This is a genomic window from Legionella anisa, assembly GCF_001467525.1.
Taxonomy (GTDB): Bacteria; Pseudomonadota; Gammaproteobacteria; order Legionellales; family Legionellaceae; genus Legionella; species Legionella anisa.
The window spans coordinates 193,348-210,556 of record NZ_LNXS01000001.1 but is presented as its reverse complement, the minus strand read 5'-3'; the positions used below and the strand labels follow the sequence as shown (position 1 = coordinate 210,556).

Below are 17,209 nucleotides of genomic sequence, written 5' to 3'. Positions count from 1 at the left end.
CTTTGTCACTTACTTCTGGTAGATATTGGAGATTAGTTACCAGATTGGTGGGCCGTATAGGATTCGAACCTATGACACAGAGGTTAAAAGCCTCCTGCTCTACCACCTGAGCTAACGGCCCGCAGGACAAAATATTTTTTAAAACTGTACTCTAAAACTGGTGGGCCGTATAGGATTCGAACCTATGACACAGAGGTTAAAAGCCTCCTGCTCTACCACCTGAGCTAACGGCCCTAAAGAGGCTGAAATAATACCGGATTAGCACAGAATTTCAAGTCTTTTTATGATGTTTCTTCTATTTTTGTTATTTTTAAGGGCACAAATGTTTTTTTTATACAAAATTGAGACTCTATAAAAAAGAAGATTGCTGAGTTAATTGGGTTTGAAAATAAAGGTCTTTTTCTGTAGCAAGAATAGTCCAGTTTTGTATTTTTAATTGATTAGCAAGGATTTGGCTCTTGTCTGTTGAAGTAATGAGCAGTAAAACATCTGCGCCTAAAGCGCCACAGCCCTTGATTGCTACTATTTCTGGATATTTTTTAAATTCACTGATAAATTTTAAACTGTGTTCTGCTACCAGATTTAACTCAGTTAATTTTTGATGATAGCTATTAATGACTGTAATCAATTTTTTGGAATCATTCTGTTCGAATGCTTGTTTTGCTTCATCAACTAAAAAAGATAAATAATCGATCTGATCTGGAAGGGGAAGGGTAGAGTCTTGTAAATGATGATGAGTGGCAAGTTTCACCCCAGTATGGATGAGAAAAAACGACAAATCTTGAAAAGGCCAATCATAAGACTTTATCTTTTTTTGTTGTTTATTAATGTAGACACATCCTTGCTGTGACTGTGCTATTACATCATATCCACTAGGCCTCAAGCCTTTTCCGTACCATGATGATTCATAGTAAGCACCTAGCATTTTATTTAAATCAGGTGCAGTGTCATTTATGAAACAACCTGCTAAATAGCTTGCCAAAAATTGTGCACTGGAAGCACCTAATCCTCCTCGACCTGCATAAGGATCATGCCACAAAAGACCTTGCCCTAAGTTTTGTTGTAGCCACCAAAGCCCAGCTGGGGATTCGGGGTGAATTCCAGCTAATTTTTCTTGAGTTGTTAACGTAAGCTCAAAACAGGGAGCAGTCATTAGAAGAAGTGCAGAGGCTTCTGCTAAAGCAGCGTATTCACCCAGTAAAAAGGTTTTTGCAGGTATTGACCATTTCATACAGCAATCGGTGTTTGTCTGATTTTAGCCAGTAAATCATGAGCATTGTTAAGACTGATTCTTTTATGTAAATCCAACCACTTTTGTAAATGCTCTTTAAGTACCGGCATTTCATTTTCATTAGCACCTGCTGCCAAAAGCAGATTATCAATGTGTAATTTCATATGGCCCTGAATAATACCCTCGGTACATAATGCTTTAATAGCACCCAAATTTTGTACCAAGCCTACAGCAGCAATGACTTGAGCTAATTGATTCGCTGAAGAAATATTCATCATGCGTAAACACATTTTTGCAGTAGGGTGCAATGAGGTAACACCACCTATGGTTCCTACAATAATCGGAGCGGTAAGTTGTCCTGTGAGTATTCCATCGTGATAGCGCCAACGCGTAATTGCTTGATATTGTCCATTGCGAGCAGCATAGGCGTGTACTCCTGCTTCAACCGCACGCCAGTCATTTCCCGTTGCGATTAAAACAGGATCAATGCCATTCATTACCCCTTTGTTATGGGTAGCTGCTCGATAAGGATCCATTTCTGCAAAGAGCGATGCTTCTTGTAGTTTTTGACCAAGTTCAGAATCAATAGTATGTATCGTAACTTGAGCCGTTGTTAATTTTTGATCATTGAGATTTGATAAAATACACATGGTGACTTCTTCACCAGTTAATTGCTCAATCGGCGTTTTTAAGTACTCAAGGACCTGATTAATAATATTGGCTCCCATGGCGTCACAGCTATTCATAGTCAAATGAATTACTGCCATGTCTTGATTATCTTCTCTTTTAAGCTGGCGTAATTGCAAATCCATGACACCGCCGCCGCGTTTTACCATGTTATCTGCAACATCTTTATTGGCTCTACTAATCAGATAGGTTCGATTTTCATGAAAAATCTGAGAAAATTTAGCAAAATCTTTAACTTTTGCTAATTGAATTTGCCCCAGAATGCATTCGCCTTGTACCCAGGTTTTTATTTCGCCACATTGTCTAATCCATTTAGCAGATTTGGATAAGGCTGCAATGATGGATGTTTCTTCCACAGCCATTGGGATAACATAGTCTTGACCATTGATATTGAAGTTAGTTGCTACACCCAAAGGAAGCTGAAAATAGCCGATTACATTTTCAATGAATTTATCTGCTAAATTCAGATCCTTTATGCCACCGTTTTTAAGAAAAGAAATATCTTCAGGAGTTATTGCTCCTAGAGCTAACAAGCGCTTAAAACGTTCTTCTCGAGAGAGTTTGGAAAATCCGCGGAATAGCTCATCTGTGTTAGAAGATAAAGGCATGCTTTCTCCTTTGAGTAGCCGGCATTGACGCAAGTTTTGTAATGCCATGTTTGCGTTGTTCAAATTGGCTGTAATTTTCTTGCATACCTGATTTTAGTTTCTTGAAAAAAATAAAAGCAATTTTATCATAAAATAGAGAAGCAAACTACCTGAAAATCATAGGTATTATATGATTTTGTTATATTTAGAAGCTGTTTCCGCTATAAAGTGCGGAGGTTTTCTGTAAATAAATATTCAATCCAGTAACTGATTATCATAATCAGTATTTTTTTTGCTTCATCGTTCGATGCGGATAAAGCAAAGCATTTGTTATGAAAGCGCGCTGTTTTTGTATTTATCGATTAGACAGTGATCAGCTAATTCTTTTTTGAGTCAAATGATTGTTTTTTAATTTAAATTTCCTGGTGTTTTTTTATCATAGAGGGTAAATTGAGAGCATTTTAATTTGGATTGTTATTTGTTGGAGATATTATGGGACAAAAAGATAAGGAAAAAAGAGCTTTTGAATCCGCCTCGAGCATGAGGAGAACATACATTGAGCAATTGCAGAGATGTAAATCTGCTGCGCAATTTGAGAGTTTTTCAAGTAGATATGAAGAGAAAAAGAGGAAAAGTCCTAAGCTCAATTTAACTCCACATCATAGCGGAGTTATTAGTGGATTAGATCTACAGATCCAGCAATTAACCGAGGAATTAAATAATAGATTTTATCCAAAAACACCAATTAAATCATTGCCAACCGTTGAAGAAACAGTAGCCCCTACTGACTCATTATCAGAGGTGCATATTTCAGATGAACTTCCTCATATTAGCGAGCAGGATTTAGGCGTTCAAGTCAAAGTTGTTACAGAAAAAGCGAAGAGCAATCCTCTTATTCAAACTAAAACTACTGTAGAACCTCTTAAAAAAGAAGAAGAGAGGGAGAGTTTAACTCGGCCAGTAATAAAGAAAAGTGAATCATTTCCTGTTGATGGAAAACCAAAATCCAGACATGTCACTTGGAATGAAAAGCCTCTGGAAACGCAGGATCAGGAAAAACAGCACCACGAAACGCACGTTGATCAGAAAGCCAGAAGACATCGAAATGCTCAGCTCATTGAAGTTAAAGAAAAATTAAAGACGCTTCATACAAAACAGACAAAATATGATCTGAAAGCTAAAGAGTATCATAAGAAGAAGGATAAAGAAGGAGAGGCGAAATATAGAGAAGCTGCAACAGCTGCGGGAAACATTCATACTCAGATATCCGGATTGGTGAATCAGTATATTCGCGATGGAGATTTAGACTCCTTTAAATTAAATAGCCAAAAAATTCTAGGTGATGAGAAGAATAATGATGTGAAAACATTACGGTCATACCGTGGTTGGTGGGAACAGTTCCTAGACGATCTGGTTGAACTTATAAATTCCGGACTTACTCGTGTGGGTTCTTCGATCCGCGTGCATGAATTATCGATATTTAAACCTGCGACAACCGATGGGGGACATAAAATTAACGATCTAAGTAATGCAATTAGTTCCGTAACAGCAACCATTTAATCGATTATAAGAAATAAGTAGTCTGAGGTTTGTTTTGCACTCAGACTCTATTTTTTACCCTACCCGAATATCTTGTTATTGTGTTACCATGTTTTATTGTTTTTGTTCTTCTAGAATATTCATATTATTCTTGAGCTTATTTTTCAATACACAAGACTATGGTACAAAATAGCGCGCAAATCACTTACGACAAGGAACTTGCCAGATTTCACTGTACGGGTGCCTGGTCTGTTTTAAAAATTGAGAATTTATTAGCTCGATTCAATGTAGATGAGCTGCCCAAAAATCAAAGAGTGACTATTAGCGGCGAGGGTATCAGTTATTTTGACAGTGCAGGGGCTTTGGGCCTCATTAAATGTGTTGACACGCTTGAACAACGAAAAAATCAGGTTGAACTGACTGATTTTACCGAAACACAGCAGCAACTTGTCGATTTAATTAAATCAAAAAAAGACGTATTAGGTTATCAAATTCCTTCTCCGCCTAAAGAAAATGTGTTTTATCAATTGGGAAAAGAATCTGAGAGCAAATTTCGTCAAGTAGATGGACTTCTCGCGTTAGTTGGTGATTTGACTACTAAAATATTTAATGCATTTGGCAATTGGCGCCGATTTCAATTACCGAGTATTATGTCAAATATCCACGCTACAGGCGTGACTGCTTTGCCTATTCTTGCTTTGCTTTCCTTTCTAATTGGTGTGGTTTTGGCTTATCAAATGGGATTGCAATTGCAAACATATGGGGCCAATAGCTTTATTGCTTATTTATCCGGTATGGCTATTTTTCGTGAATTTGCACCGTTAATGACAGCAATTATTGTTGCCGGACGCACGAGTTCTGCATTTACAGCACAAATTGGCAGTATGAAACTAAATGAAGAGGTAGATGCGCTATTAACGATGGGACTTTCTCCTACTGAATTATTAGTACTTCCTAAGGTTCTAGGGTTATTGATCGCCTTCCCTTTATTGATTTTTTGGTCTGATGTTTTTAGTATTTTAGGTGCAATGATCATGTCCAATAACATGCTGGGCATTAGTTTTGTTGATTTTTTACAACGATTAAGAGACTCCGTTGGAATTTCACAGTTGAATTTAGGTCTTTATAAAGCACCTGCATTTGCATTGTTAATAAGCTTGGTTGGTTGTTATCAGGGGTTTAGAGTAGAAGCCGGTACGGAAAAAAATATTGGAAGCCAAACTACCCGAAGTGTAGTGCAAGCACTCTTTCTAATTATTATTGCTGATGCAATTTATTCAGTCATTTATAGCCGGATGCATTTATAGATGAGCGAACCCATTATCGAAATTAAAGGGCTAAAGAATTGCCTCGGAGGTCAATGGGTACACTCCGATGTGAATTTGACTGTAGAAAAAGGGGAAATCTTAGCTATTATTGGCGGCTCTGGGAGTGGAAAAACTACGATATTACGTAGCTTACTGATGTTACTGAAGCCTACGGCGGGTCGTATTAAAATATTTGGCCAAGACATTAGTAATCTTGATGCGCAACAATCATTTTTGCTTCGTCGGCGATGGGGAATGCTTTTTCAACATAGTGCATTATTTTCATCTATGAATGTGTTGGAAAATGTCATGTTTCCTATGCGGGAGTTTACTAATCTGGATCATGAATTTATGTATGAGCTGGCTTTGCTAAAAGTCGCTTTAGTAGGCTTGCCTAAAGAAGCTGCAGGTAAATTACCTTCAGAATTGAGTGGCGGAATGCAAAGAAGAGCTGCTGCAGCGCGTGCAATTGCAATGGATCCTGAATTGTTGTTTTTGGATGAGCCAACTACAGGTTTAGATCCACTAAGTGCACGGCTTTTTGATGAGCTGATTGTTTTTTTAAGAGATTCTTTAAAGCTCACTATAGTTATGGTGAGTCATGATATAGAATCTTTAAAACGAACCACGGATCGAGTAGCCTTTATCGGCGATGGAAAAATCTTAAGTGTTGAGCCGATTAATGATTTAATGAAGAATAAGAATAAAATAATTGCGGGTTATTTTAGTAAAATGTAATCTAGGCATAACTGGAGACAGAATACTTGGAAGCGAAAACCAATTACACCCTGGTAGGTGTAGTCGTACTTATATTACTGGTAGGGCTTTTGGCTACAATGTTGTGGTTATCCGTTGGCTTTAATCAAAAAAAATATTCTACCTATACCGTTTATATGCATGAAGCAGCTTCTGGTCTGACCAAAGATGCTCCAGTAAAATTTAATGGAGTGCAAGTTGGTTATGTAAAAGAAATACAATTGAACCAAAGTGATCCGAGGCAAGTTGAAATTTTGTTAAATATCGAAGAGGGAACGCCCGTTACCACCAGTACTTATGCCACATTAAATTCGCAAGGGATTACCGGCGTCACATATATTGGTTTGAGTGCAAGTACTTCTGATCTGACGCCAATTCCCCAAATGCCTGGTGAACCATTTCCTGTTATTCCTTCAAAACCTTCTGTATTTACTCAATTGGACAGCATTTTAAAAAAGGTTTCTGAAGATGTAGGCTCTGTAAGTGATGAAGCAAGACGTATATTTAATGAAGAAAATGCAAAACATGTACGCCATATTTTAACTAGTATTGATCATTTTTCTAAAGATCTTGCACGTAATGGCAAGAATCTTAATGTTTTAATGCATAATCTTGCCAAAACAAGTCGTGATTTTCCGCGCATGCTCGATGAATTAAGAGTGGGGATATCTAAATTTAATACAATGGCAGAAAGTTTGAGTCAAGCTGGAAATAGTGTATCAAAAACTATGGGCACAGGAAAAAATGCCATAAATAAAATTTCCGAGGAAGCGCTGCCACCCGCTGTAATTTTACTACGACGATTGAATACAATTTCTGCAAATTTGGAAAAGGTGAGTAGTGAAATGCGTCAAAACCCTGCTGTGGTTATTCGTGGAACTAAGCCACCAAAACCCGGGCCTGGAGAATAAAGATGAAAAAGTTGACTGTATTTCTTGTGGGCTTAAGCGCAGCAGTACTTAGTGCATGTTCGCCCGTTAAAGTCTCTGTTAAAAATCAATATCAATTAAGTGCATACAGTACCAAACAGTTGGCTAAAAAACCTATGGCCATGACGTTGCTGGTTACTCTGCCTGATGCTGCTGCGGGATATCAAACAGAACAAATGCTTTATATTAAAAAACCATATGGATTGGAACCTTTTGTAAAAAATGCATGGGTAAATCCGCCCGCGGATATGCTTTACCCTTTAATTCTGCAAAGCTTACAGCGGACAAATCTTTTCGAAGCAGTTACCTCCAATGCTTATACTTTAGGTGCAACTTATCGATTAGATACGCAATTACTTTCTCTACAACAAAACTTTCTTAAAAAACCGAGTGTTCTTGAATTTTCAGCTAAAGTTGTTTTAACTCATGTTAGTGATAATAACGTCTTAGCTTCAAAAATTATTACTTTACGGATCCCATGTCCCAGTGATACACCTTATGGGGGAGTAATTGCAGCGAATAGAGCAACCCAGCAATTTACCGCGAATCTGGCTCATTTTGTGGTATCTCACATTGAACACTAGGGTATGAATTTTGGATTGTAGCCTGGGTGCAGCGCAGCGGAACCCAGGTTTCTGAGCTTAGTGAGTTTCTCGATCCCGGGTTCCGCTGCGCTGCACCCAGGCTACGATCAATGATATTGAATGGGTTAGTATTACTGTAGCCAAAAAATAAAAAGAATTGTACAATGTGCCCCCATGAACCCTGCATGGGTATTTCGAAGTTTACTAATAATAAAAAGAACGAAGGAGATTGAGGATGAAAGCCGGATCATTAGGTAAATTAGGTCTGCTTGTGGCGAGTGCCGTTTTCGTTGTTGCTTGTTCTAAAGCACCAGGTAGTGCTGATGGAGGAGTAGGCGCGAGCGAAGCTGAGGCCCAAGGTCTAGGACAATTCACTCATTTTGCTGGTCAAGAGCCAGGTGAATCTTATACAACTAAGGCACCTCATAATCAATTGTATTTGTTCTCTTATGATGACAGTAATTTGGCGCCCAAATATTTACCATCGATTAATGCTCAGGCAGAGTATTTGAAGACACATCCTGGTGCTCGTGTATTAATAGCTGGACATACAGATGAGCGTGGTAGCCGTGAATATAACGTAGCTCTTGGTGAGCGTCGTGCAAATACTGTAGCTGATATTTTACGTATGGCTGGTGTTAACAGACAACAAATGCGTGTTGTGAGCTATGGTAAAGAGCGTCCGATTAATTTAGGGCATGATGAAGGGTCACACGCACAAAATCGACGTGTAGAATTTACTTATGAGGCAACAAGATGATAAATTGCAAAAAACACATTATCGCTACAGGTTTTATATTAATGCTTCCTTTGGCCTGTTGGGCCGAAGCACCTGTTGTTGATGATAGTGATAATTTTGCAATTATTGAGGGCCAACAGGCGTATGAAGCGCCTGCTTATGGCCCTAAATACGATGAGCCGCAAATAGAAAGTGGTCAGTTTGATGTGGCTCGAAATGAGAATTATACAATAGACAATTCCCAAACCGATGATGAGCCTGCGCTTGCTAAAGACGATCAGACAAGCAGTTCAAGTACTAATATTACCAATAATGCTAAGCTGATTGACAAAATCCAAAGCTTGCAACAAGAAATACAAGAGCTGCGCGGTCAATTAGAAGTACAAGCTCATGATTTAAAGTTATTACAGCAACAACAAGTTGCTTTTTATAAAGATTTAGATGCACGTTTAAGTGGAAGTAGTTCTGCCAAATCTTCATCAAGTAAACCTGCATTGGACCTTTCTTCTGGCTCAAAAAAAACTACACCTAAAGCAACAGTACCTGTATCTAACGCTCAGGCAAACAAATCAGCTGTTTCTACACCAGTCCCAGTACCCACAACTACTACCTCTAGAGTAAATCCTGCAGACGAGCAAATTAGCTATTTAGCAGCTTATGAATTAGTAAAAAACAAACGGTATGATGATGCTTTAAATGCGATGAATGTATTTGTGCAAAAATATCCTAGAGGTGGTTATACTGCTAATGCACAATATTGGCTAGGAGAGCTCTATTTAGTCAAAAAAGATTATCCAAAATCTATAGAGCATTTTAATGTGGTTTTACAACAATTTCCCACTTCAAGTAAATCTGCTGCAAGCATGTTAAAGGTTGGTTATGCTTATGCCGCACAAGGTGACAAGCAGGAGGCTCAGAAGTTCCTGCAACAAGTAGTGAGAGCTTATCCTGGTACGCCTACAGCTCAATTGGCTAATTCAAAATTACATACAATATAATTGATGAATTTTTATACGTACCTCCGAAATTTGTAAAAATTGTAGCCTAGGAGAGAGGAAACCTATGATGGAAACTCCTGGTTTCGCTTTAACCAGGCTACATTGAAATAACTTATGGATCCCAAAGGAGAAATTATGTATTGGCTAGCCCACGCACCAGCTAATATTGCTTTGATCAAATATATGGGAAAAAAGGATGATAACTCTAATAGTCCTGATAACCCTTCGTTATCCTATACTTTAAACGAGCTTAAAAGTACAGTAAGACTGGAAAAAATGAGTTCAAAAAAAGATATTTGGGAACCGCTTATTGTGCCTGGCGGAATCGAAAATTTTGTTCTTTCCACAGAAGCGCAAAAAAGATTTCTTGATCATCTTGCTCGAGTAAAAGCATATTTTGGCTATGAAGGTGGTTTTTTAGTGCAGTCCTGTAATAATTTTCCTCATAGTAGTGGGATGGCAAGTTCTGCTTCAAGTTTCGCTGCGTTAACTCGATGTGCTGTAATTGCTTTGAGTGAGTTAACAAATAAACCCATGCCTTCGGTTGAGGAACAGGCACAGTTGAGCCGTTTGGGATCAGGGTCATCGTGCAGGTCTTTTTATTCTCCCTGGGCTTTATGGGATGAAAATGAAGTTAAAGAAGTAGACTTACCTTATGCAGAGTTAATCTATCAAGGTGTTGTGATTAGCAATAAAAAGAAAGAGGTTCCTTCAAGTGAGGCTCATCAGCGAGTAAAAAGCAGTCCCTTTTATGGAACTCGTAACCAAAGGGCAAAGGAGAACTTAAAACTTCTATTGGAAGCATTCACGAACAAAGATTGGACTGCAGCATATCAAATCTGCTGGCGTGAATTTCAAGATATGCATCGCTTGTTTAGTACTTGTGAACAACCTTTTTCATACATGACAGAAAGCTGTACTGAACTGTTACACAATCTAGAAAGTTTTTGGAATAAAAAGAAAGATGGTCCTATAGTGACTATGGATGCTGGACCCAATATACATTTACTGTATCGTTCCGACCAAACAGAATTGGCACGTGAATTCAAAAGTGATTATTTATTAGGCAATTATGATGTTCTTTGATTTTGAAACCACAACTTTTGGCAAATGGATTTTAGCAGGTGAACATGCTGTAGTCCGAGGGCATCCAGCTTTGGTATTTCCAATCAAGGAAAAAAAATTAACTTTAAATTATTCTGCTGATGCGCCTTCTTTGGGAGCAGATTATACAGGAAGCAGTGGCGCCGATATGCAGCTTTTATTTTGGAGTGTGCTAGAACATGGCATGCAATTACTGGGGCGCTCTTTAAATCAATTAGGTGGTTATTTTCATTTACACAGCACAATCCCTGTGGGGGCGGGAATGGGGGCTTCAGCAGCTCTTTGTGTGGCGATGAGTCGTTGGTTTTGTGCACAGAACATGATAGAGCTAAGTCAATGCAATGATTTTGCAAAGGAATTAGAACACTTATTTCATGGAAAAAGCAGTGGTCTTGATGTTGCAGGTGTTGCTACGGAAGTTGGGCTTTATTTTAAAGAAGGAACAACTATTCCATTAAAACAAAAAATTCACCCTCAGTTTTTTTTATCTTCATGTAAACAAATTGGCATTACTTCTCATTGTATTCACCAGGTTCAAAGTTTATGGGCTAAAAATCCTGTATTGGCAGAGCAAATTGATCAGCAAATGGTTATGGCTGTTGAAGAAGCGCGAAATGCATTGGAGAAGGGTGGGGAGGATGCAATTTCTTTTTTGGCGCAAGCAATTAATAAAGCTGCTGATTGTTTTTATCAATGGAAACTGGTTAGCGAGAGTTTGCAGCAACATATCAATCGATTAATTGCTGCAGGCGCCTTAGCTGTAAAGCCTACTGGTTCCGGAGGAGGGGGATTTGTACTGAGCCTTTGGGACAAGCAACCTCCGGAGCATCTCGAATTATTGAATGTATAGAAGGGGTTTGTTCTAGTCTATAAATTGATAATAGACTTCAGTTCCTTTGATCATCCCGAGTTCATAGCGCGCTTGCTCTTCCAGAGCCTGATCACCATTTTTTAACTCTCTTATATCTGCTTCAAGCGCTCGATTACGTGTAGCCAGTTTATTATTTTCTTGTTCGTGAGCCGCCAGTTTTTTTTCAAGATTTTGCCACTGTATCAAATTTCCATCGCCCAGCCATAGCTTATGTTGTAAAACAACCAAGGAAACTATCAAAATTATAAACACAGGGCGCATAGGTTTTGCTTAATTTAAGATATCCTTTTACTATTTTAGTACCATATCACAACATGTAGCAATATCTGCATGAGTAATTTTTACATGATTCCTAGATATTGTAGCCTGGGTGCAGCGCAGCAGAACCCGGGAAAGTCTGTGATAGGGGAAAACCCCGGGTTCCGCTGTGCTGCACCCAGGCTACAAGTAATTGGATAAAATAAATCAAAAATGTTTACGAAAAATATTAATCTCTTCATTTAATTGATCTATTTTTTCCAACAATTCCAATGCAAGCGCTACTCCTGGAAGATTAATTCCCAAATCTCTGTGTAAGCGGAAGGCAGATTCCATTTTACGTAAATCGTTTTGATTTAATTTTATATGCTCTGCTTTCATTGTTTTGCAAGAAAATAAACCATATTCTGCCATTTCAAGTAATAATTCTTTGGATATATGATATTTTTGACATACTTCACTGAGTGAAATGGTTGTTGTTTCTTCAATAAGGACGCCAATTAGTGGATTTTTTTGTTTCATGTTTAGGCCCCCATTTTGTCACGTGGATTAAAAGGCATTACTTGCGCCATTTTTTTGTAAAGCTCTATTGCTGCTTCAGTTTTTGGTGGCGGGGTAATCATTTTCAAAAGTACGTATTGGTGTCCAGGTGTTGCTCCAGGCAAACCACGATTTTTAAGCCTTAATTTTTGCCCTCCTTGAGAACCGGGTGGAATTTTTAAATCAATTTTTCCTCCCAGCGTAGGGACTACTATTGTTGCACCTAAGGCAGCTTCCCATGGAGTAATAGGCAGGGTGAGGTAAATATCACTGTCCATTACATCAAAAAGAGAGTGTTTATTTACATGTACCGTTAAATAAATATCACCGCGAGGCCCTTCATGTATTCCAGGAGCTCCTTGTCCGGCAAGGCGAATTTGTTGACCTGATTTTACACCAGCTGGTATTTTTACTTTCAGGGTTTGCGTTGTGACATTTGACTCTTGTTCGATTGGAACCTGGATATTTTTCACTGTTCCCGTAAATGCTTCCTCCAGGCTGATATTAATTTTTCCATGATAGTCTTGTCCAGCGATGGGTTGCTGGCGATAGCGGGAATGGCCAAATAATGTTTCAAATAAGTCCTCATTAAATTGGCCGCTATAAACATGTTCCGATTGTTCAGGACGCCAATGAGTATGTGTTTCTTGTTGATGAAATGTTTTGTTTTTCCGATACTTATCGTATTCCGCTCGTTTTACCGGATCTCTTAAAACTTCATAAGCTTCCCCCATTTCTTTAAAGCGTTCTTCTGCATTGGGTTCTTTACTTATATCAGGGTGGTATTTCCGAGCCAACTTTCGATATGCCATCTTAATGTCTTTATCAGAGGCATCTTCGCTTACGCCCATTATTTTGTAATAGTCTTTGTCCATATTTTTATACTCAAATTAAAGATCATTTTTTATTAGACCACGTACATTGCTTCGGGTCTGTTTCCATTTCGCTAGCTTGAGCCAAAATGGTCTGATTTTTTCCGCCCCGATGCTAGCGGAACGGAAACAGACCCTATTTTTGTAATACGTATGTTCCCGGCGCATCAGGTAAATTTTTATCAATTTTAGGTGGTAAACTCATACCATGAGTTGATTGTCTCACTAGCCAATTATGCCATGCAATCCACCACGATCCCTTTTTAGTTTCGGCAATTTCCAACCAATGCTGGGGTGAAATATATGTTTCTTCTTTGCTTTGTTTCCGAATCAAATAACTTCGTCCTGGATGTCCTGGTTCACTCACTATACCTGCATTATGACCTCCATTTGTCAGAACAAAAGTAATATCTTCGTGTTTGATTAGCAAATGGGTTTTGTACACGGACTTCCATGGGCTCACATGGTCTTTTTCTGTGCTGACTACAAAGGCAGGTAATCTAATATTTTCAGGTGCTATATGTTTTCCTTCAATAGTATATTGGCCTTCGGAGAATTCATTTTTGAGGAACAATTTTTCAAGGTATTCGCTGTGCATTTTATGAGGCATACGTGTTGTATCCGCGTTCCAGGCAAGTAAAGCGATCATTCCTCTTTGTGTTCCATGCATGTAGTCTTGAACCATTTTTGACCATATCAAATCGTATGAGCGAAGCATTTGAAAACTCCCAGCCATAAGTTTGGTATCTAGATAACCTTTTTCCCACATTATGTTTTCCAAAAAGGATACCTGGCTGTTATTAATAAAAAGTAATAATTCACCCGCTTCGGTAAAATCTCCTTGAGCAGCGAGCAGAGAAAGACTTTTCAAGCGATGGTCATGGTCTTTGGCCATAGTTGCTGCGGTAATCATGGCTAAAGTTCCGCCAATGCAATACCCCATTAAGTGAATTTTTGTGTTGGGCATTAAGGTTGATATTTTATCAATTGCAGCCATAGCGCCTTGACGGTAATAATCGTCGATTGCCAAATTTCTGTCTTCAGATGTGGGGTTGAGCCAGGATACTATAAATACTGTATGACCTTGTTGAACCAACCAATTCACTAAGGAATTTTCAGGAAGAAGATCAAGGATATAATATTTCATAATCCAGGCTGGAATAATGAGTATAGGTTCTTTATAGACTTTTGGGGTTTGTGCTTCATATTGAATGAGTTCAATTAAGTGATTTTTAAAGACGACTTTACCTTTGGTTAAGGCAACTTGTTTTCCGGGGATAAAGTGTTCAACTCCTGCTGGAGGAGTACCCGTTAATTTTTCAATTAGGTCTTGTAGACCCAATTGTGTTCCTCGGATTAGATTTTCTCCAGATGAATTTAATGTTTCCTGTAATAAATCTGGGTTAGTCAAGACAAAATTGGAAGGAGAGATGGCATCAAGGAGTTGTTTTATAGTGAATGATACAATTCGGCGATTGGGTTCATTTAATCCGGGAATTTCATTTGCTGCGTTTAAATACCACTCTTCAATTTGTAAAAATTGCTCAGCCCACAAACGCCATGGATAGAGTGCCCATTTTTCCGTATGAAAACGCACATCTTTACCATTACCAGGTTTTTCCTGGTTTATGAGCCGTTCAATGAAATCAAAACAATGCAATAAGGGATACGCATTTAATTTTAAGAATGTACCTGGGGCTTGTGCTAGTTGTGCCCCCCATGAAAAAAATGAGGTTGCTACGGAGGCAGGGCTAATACTTGCGGTAAATTTTCCCAGATTAGCTTGGTAATATTTATCGATTAAATTAAAGAGATCATATGGGACAGATGAATTATTTTCTTTGTGGTTTGTGTGTGTTTGTCCACTTTTTGCTTTGATTTTTTGTGATAGCTTCTTTTCTTTTAGAACAACTTTGGCCATTTTTTTCATGGTTTCAGTCTTATCACAGTTATTATTATGAAATAGTATAGTCTGTTGGATATTTATTTGTATATTAATCAGTTAAAGTACATACTATACACTTTAGGCTTTAGTTCATTTTAGCTGCAGTTTCTTGCCTTTCTTAAAACAGTAGAATGAAAAATAATAGTAACAGCTACATGAAGTAGGGCAGGATCGTTGGAATTTATATCGGAGACCTTTATGCAAAAGTACTTACTCAATACTCTTGTTGTTTTTTTTCTATTTTTATTAGTTGGATGTCAGTCGAATAAGGCGGGTTCGGGTTTGTTTAGTTCTTTTACACCTTTGGCTACTCCGAGTGCAAATTTGGCGCAAACAGTACAAGAAGCTTTAATGCGTAACGATGATCTTGCTGTGTCACAAGTACATGTTCAAACACGACAAGATGTTGTGATTCTTACAGGATATGTTAAAAAAATTCGGCTTAGTGATACTGCAGAACAAATAGCTCGCCAGGTTCCTGGTGTGCGCTCTGTAGAAAATCACATAATTATCCGACAATAGGCTTTAATTCTCCATTTGTACTATATTTATAAAGGAGGCTAAGTATATATTCAAATGGAGAATAAAAATGGCTGACCTAATTCATAATGCCTTGCCAAGCCCTAAACGGAAAATTATGTATATTCATCCAGATGATTCTGTTAGAAAAAGCATTGATATGATGACAGAACATGATATAGGCGCATTAGTTGTAGTAGATAATGATAATCAGTTAGTCGGCATAGTAAGTGAGCGGGATATAGTGCGCTCTTGCTTACATAAGTGCATTAATCTGGAAACAGGAAAGGTTTCAGATGTGGTGTATCGGGATGTTACTATTCTTAGTCCTAATGATGTTGTAGAAAAAGCAATGCAAGCGATGACAGCAACCAAAAGAAGACATGTATTAATTCGTGATGAAAATAATGAATTTGTGGCCATTTTATCCATAGGTGATTTGCTTTATCACATATTGGAAGACAAATTACGTGTTATAGAACAATTAGAAAATTACATTCATACCTATTAACTGAGCTTTAGGGGATGATATAGTATCTTTTTTAATGCACTTACAATATATATGAAAACAGTCTTCAGATTGCTTTTAATTCTCTTAATAATTCATGCTCCTGCGTGGGCCGCTGAATTATCGCCCACATGGTATTCCAAGACAAATAACAAAGTGGTTCTTAACATAGACATGTTTCTGACGTCTACATGCCCTCATTGTCAAAAAGCAGATGTATTTTTTCAGGAAGTAGAAGCAAAAAATCCTGATCTGAATGTTCAACGGTATTATATTAATCAGGATAAAGATGCATTGGGTCGTTTTTATCAACTATTGAGTGCGCAGCAAATGGATGATTTTGCTGTTCCATCAATTTATATTTGTAATTCACGTTGGGTTGGATTTACATCTGCAGAAACCACTGGAAAGGATTTATTGCAAGCAATTAATTATTGTAAGAAACAAATTGAAAATAAAGGTAAATTAACCCAAGAAACAGTGAATGCACTACGCCATTTGGCAAATGCGAATCGATTTGTTACTGGACTGGTCGAAAAACCTTCGAAGTTACGTTTTACAACCACTATAGCATTTATGGACTCCTTTAGTCCTTGTGCGTTTTTTTGTTTTGCGGGATTCCTAGCTTTTCTTTTAATCGAAACACAGAAGAAAAAGCAGCTTATTGCAAGCCTCTTATTTATTTTTTCCGTAGTAATTGTGCATTATTTTCAACAGGCGTATACCAGTACTTTTTTTGAGTTGTTACCCTGGATGCGTATTCCGGCTGTATTATTGGGTTTAATGACTATTTATTTTGTGACGCAATATTATAAAAAACAGTCTCCTATGGCTTTATATTTTTCATTGGCTTTTTTATTAGGTTTGATCACTACAATTTATCAACAAACCTGTGTGATGAATTGGTCTACAATTTTTGAGCAATGGTTGGGTGATCAAAATTTAACCATACAGCAGGAGAATTTATATCAATTAATTTATCAGGTCGTGTACATTCTTCCCTTGCTTTTGATTTTGCTTGTTTATTTTATTTTGCTTAAATTTGAGCGTTTCGCCGCCTTGCAAACAAAATTAGCCACTATTGGTTTATTGTTCCTACTCGCTATCGCTGTAAGCTTAATCGTCTATCCATTCGCATTATCTTACTTTGGATTATCACTAGTGCTTTTATTTATCTTGATGGTTATTGGCTGCTTTTTAAATTTGACTTGATCTTATTTTGATGATTTGGGATT

Annotated in this window: 18 protein-coding genes and 2 tRNA genes; 12 read left to right on the top strand and 8 right to left on the bottom strand. The window is 37.9% G+C overall.

Going from position 1 to position 17,209, the window contains the following annotated elements; all coding sequences use genetic code 11:
• Window positions 1-45: 45 nt before the first annotated feature.
• From Lani_RS00945 to Lani_RS00930, 4 genes are all read right to left on the bottom strand, one after another.
• Window positions 46-121: transfer RNA gene (locus Lani_RS00945), tRNA-Lys, on the bottom strand.
• Window positions 122-158: 37 nt separating this feature from the next.
• Window positions 159-234, bottom strand: a tRNA-Lys gene (locus Lani_RS00940).
• Window positions 235-349: 115 nt separating this feature from the next.
• On the bottom strand, window positions 350-1,231 hold the full coding sequence (locus Lani_RS00935) for a hypothetical protein (protein ID WP_019235015.1): 882 nt from the start codon (window positions 1,229-1,231) through the stop codon (window positions 350-352).
• Window positions 1,228-2,526 (bottom strand): hydroxymethylglutaryl-CoA reductase, degradative, encoded by a 1,299-nt coding sequence (locus tag Lani_RS00930; protein ID WP_019235016.1) that lies wholly within the window; start codon window positions 2,524-2,526, stop codon window positions 1,228-1,230. The genes Lani_RS00935 and Lani_RS00930 overlap by 4 nt, the downstream gene beginning before the upstream one ends.
• Before the next feature lie 471 nt (window positions 2,527-2,997).
• On the opposite strand from Lani_RS00930, the gene Lani_RS00925 reads away from it, so the two are divergent.
• From Lani_RS00925 to Lani_RS00885, 9 genes are all read left to right on the top strand, one after another.
• Window positions 2,998-4,065: a hypothetical protein gene (locus Lani_RS00925; protein ID WP_019235017.1), complete on the top strand. Its 1,068-nt coding sequence runs from the start codon at window positions 2,998-3,000 to the stop codon at window positions 4,063-4,065.
• A 158-nt stretch (window positions 4,066-4,223) separates the two neighbouring features.
• Window positions 4,224-5,351 carry an MlaE family ABC transporter permease gene (locus tag Lani_RS00920; RefSeq protein ID WP_019235018.1) on the top strand — a complete coding sequence of 376 codons (1,128 nt, stop codon included), beginning with the start codon at window positions 4,224-4,226 and terminating at the stop codon, window positions 5,349-5,351.
• The gene (locus tag Lani_RS00915) at window positions 5,352-6,089 is read left to right on the top strand and encodes an ABC transporter ATP-binding protein (protein ID WP_019235019.1); all 738 of its coding nucleotides are present in this window, start codon (window positions 5,352-5,354) and stop codon (window positions 6,087-6,089) included. It begins immediately after the preceding gene.
• A 26-nt stretch (window positions 6,090-6,115) separates the two neighbouring features.
• Window positions 6,116-7,018 carry an MlaD family protein gene (locus tag Lani_RS00910; RefSeq protein WP_019235020.1) on the top strand — a complete coding sequence of 301 codons (903 nt, stop codon included), beginning with the start codon at window positions 6,116-6,118 and terminating at the stop codon, window positions 7,016-7,018.
• 2 nt (window positions 7,019-7,020) lie between these two features.
• A complete protein-coding gene (locus tag Lani_RS00905; protein ID WP_019235021.1) occupies window positions 7,021-7,620 on the top strand; it encodes an ABC-type transport auxiliary lipoprotein family protein in 600 nt (199 codons plus the stop codon).
• A 235-nt stretch (window positions 7,621-7,855) separates the two neighbouring features.
• Complete coding sequence (gene pal, locus Lani_RS00900) at window positions 7,856-8,380, top strand: peptidoglycan-associated lipoprotein Pal (RefSeq protein WP_019235022.1); 525 nt, start codon at window positions 7,856-7,858, stop codon at window positions 8,378-8,380.
• The gene (ybgF, locus tag Lani_RS00895; protein WP_019235023.1) at window positions 8,377-9,357 is read left to right on the top strand and encodes a tol-pal system protein YbgF; all 981 of its coding nucleotides are present in this window, start codon (window positions 8,377-8,379) and stop codon (window positions 9,355-9,357) included. Before pal ends, ybgF begins: the two co-directional genes overlap by 4 nt.
• 135 nt (window positions 9,358-9,492) lie before the next feature.
• Window positions 9,493-10,443, top strand: a complete 951-nt coding sequence (locus tag Lani_RS00890; RefSeq protein WP_019235024.1) for a diphosphomevalonate/mevalonate 3,5-bisphosphate decarboxylase family protein — start codon at window positions 9,493-9,495, stop codon at window positions 10,441-10,443.
• Window positions 10,433-11,311, top strand: a complete 879-nt coding sequence (locus tag Lani_RS00885) for a mevalonate kinase family protein (protein ID WP_019235025.1) — start codon at window positions 10,433-10,435, stop codon at window positions 11,309-11,311. The genes Lani_RS00890 and Lani_RS00885 overlap by 11 nt, the downstream gene beginning before the upstream one ends.
• A 12-nt stretch (window positions 11,312-11,323) precedes the next feature.
• Here the strand turns inward: Lani_RS00885 and ftsB are convergent, their stop codons facing one another.
• From ftsB to Lani_RS00865, 4 genes are all read right to left on the bottom strand, one after another.
• Entirely contained in the window at window positions 11,324-11,593 is a 270-nt protein-coding gene (gene ftsB, locus Lani_RS00880; RefSeq protein ID WP_019235026.1) for a cell division protein FtsB, read from the bottom strand.
• A 204-nt stretch (window positions 11,594-11,797) separates the two neighbouring features.
• Entirely contained in the window at window positions 11,798-12,112 is a 315-nt protein-coding gene (locus Lani_RS00875) for a chaperone modulator CbpM (RefSeq protein WP_019235027.1), read from the bottom strand.
• 2 nt (window positions 12,113-12,114) lie between these two features.
• On the bottom strand, window positions 12,115-13,005 hold the full coding sequence (locus Lani_RS00870; RefSeq protein ID WP_019235028.1) for a DnaJ C-terminal domain-containing protein: 891 nt from the start codon (window positions 13,003-13,005) through the stop codon (window positions 12,115-12,117).
• A gap of 133 nt (window positions 13,006-13,138) precedes the next feature.
• Window positions 13,139-14,932 (bottom strand): PHA/PHB synthase family protein, encoded by a 1,794-nt coding sequence (locus Lani_RS00865; RefSeq protein WP_019235029.1) that lies wholly within the window; start codon window positions 14,930-14,932, stop codon window positions 13,139-13,141.
• Between the two features lie 213 nt (window positions 14,933-15,145).
• On the opposite strand from Lani_RS00865, the gene Lani_RS00860 reads away from it, so the two are divergent.
• From Lani_RS00860 to Lani_RS00850, 3 genes are all read left to right on the top strand, one after another.
• Window positions 15,146-15,469 carry a BON domain-containing protein gene (locus Lani_RS00860; protein ID WP_019235030.1) on the top strand — a complete coding sequence of 108 codons (324 nt, stop codon included), beginning with the start codon at window positions 15,146-15,148 and terminating at the stop codon, window positions 15,467-15,469.
• A 67-nt stretch (window positions 15,470-15,536) separates the two neighbouring features.
• A complete protein-coding gene (locus Lani_RS00855) occupies window positions 15,537-15,977 on the top strand; it encodes a CBS domain-containing protein (protein ID WP_019235031.1) in 441 nt (146 codons plus the stop codon).
• Between the two features lie 51 nt (window positions 15,978-16,028).
• Complete coding sequence (locus Lani_RS00850) at window positions 16,029-17,186, top strand: thioredoxin domain-containing protein (RefSeq protein WP_019235032.1); 1,158 nt, start codon at window positions 16,029-16,031, stop codon at window positions 17,184-17,186.
• Window positions 17,187-17,209 lie beyond the last annotated feature (23 nt).

Bases quoted from the DNA above. Each gene is read 5' to 3' on its own strand.
- Lani_RS00925 (WP_019235017.1), top strand. From the start codon at position 2,998: ATGGGACAAAAAGATAAGGAAAAAAGAGCTTTTGAATCCGCCTCGAGC.
- ftsB (WP_019235026.1), bottom strand. From the start codon at position 11,593: ATGCGCCCTGTGTTTATAATTTTGATAGTTTCCTTGGTTGTTTTACAA.
- Lani_RS00885 (WP_019235025.1), top strand. From the start codon at position 10,433: ATGTTCTTTGATTTTGAAACCACAACTTTTGGCAAATGGATTTTAGCA.
- Lani_RS00935 (WP_019235015.1), bottom strand. From the start codon at position 1,231: ATGAAATGGTCAATACCTGCAAAAACCTTTTTACTGGGTGAATACGCT.
- Lani_RS00920 (WP_019235018.1), top strand. From the start codon at position 4,224: ATGGTACAAAATAGCGCGCAAATCACTTACGACAAGGAACTTGCCAGA.
- Lani_RS00850 (WP_019235032.1), top strand. From the start codon at position 16,029: ATGAAAACAGTCTTCAGATTGCTTTTAATTCTCTTAATAATTCATGCT.
- Lani_RS00875 (WP_019235027.1), bottom strand. From the start codon at position 12,112: ATGAAACAAAAAAATCCACTAATTGGCGTCCTTATTGAAGAAACAACA.
- Lani_RS00865 (WP_019235029.1), bottom strand. From the start codon at position 14,932: ATGAAAAAAATGGCCAAAGTTGTTCTAAAAGAAAAGAAGCTATCACAA.
- Lani_RS00890 (WP_019235024.1), top strand. From the start codon at position 9,493: ATGTATTGGCTAGCCCACGCACCAGCTAATATTGCTTTGATCAAATAT.
- Lani_RS00915 (WP_019235019.1), top strand. From the start codon at position 5,352: ATGAGCGAACCCATTATCGAAATTAAAGGGCTAAAGAATTGCCTCGGA.
- Lani_RS00930 (WP_019235016.1), bottom strand. From the start codon at position 2,526: ATGCCTTTATCTTCTAACACAGATGAGCTATTCCGCGGATTTTCCAAA.
- pal (WP_019235022.1), top strand. From the start codon at position 7,856: ATGAAAGCCGGATCATTAGGTAAATTAGGTCTGCTTGTGGCGAGTGCC.
- Lani_RS00870 (WP_019235028.1), bottom strand. From the start codon at position 13,005: ATGGACAAAGACTATTACAAAATAATGGGCGTAAGCGAAGATGCCTCT.
- Lani_RS00855 (WP_019235031.1), top strand. From the start codon at position 15,537: ATGGCTGACCTAATTCATAATGCCTTGCCAAGCCCTAAACGGAAAATT.
- Lani_RS00860 (WP_019235030.1), top strand. From the start codon at position 15,146: ATGCAAAAGTACTTACTCAATACTCTTGTTGTTTTTTTTCTATTTTTA.
- ybgF (WP_019235023.1), top strand. From the start codon at position 8,377: ATGATAAATTGCAAAAAACACATTATCGCTACAGGTTTTATATTAATG.
- Lani_RS00905 (WP_019235021.1), top strand. From the start codon at position 7,021: ATGAAAAAGTTGACTGTATTTCTTGTGGGCTTAAGCGCAGCAGTACTT.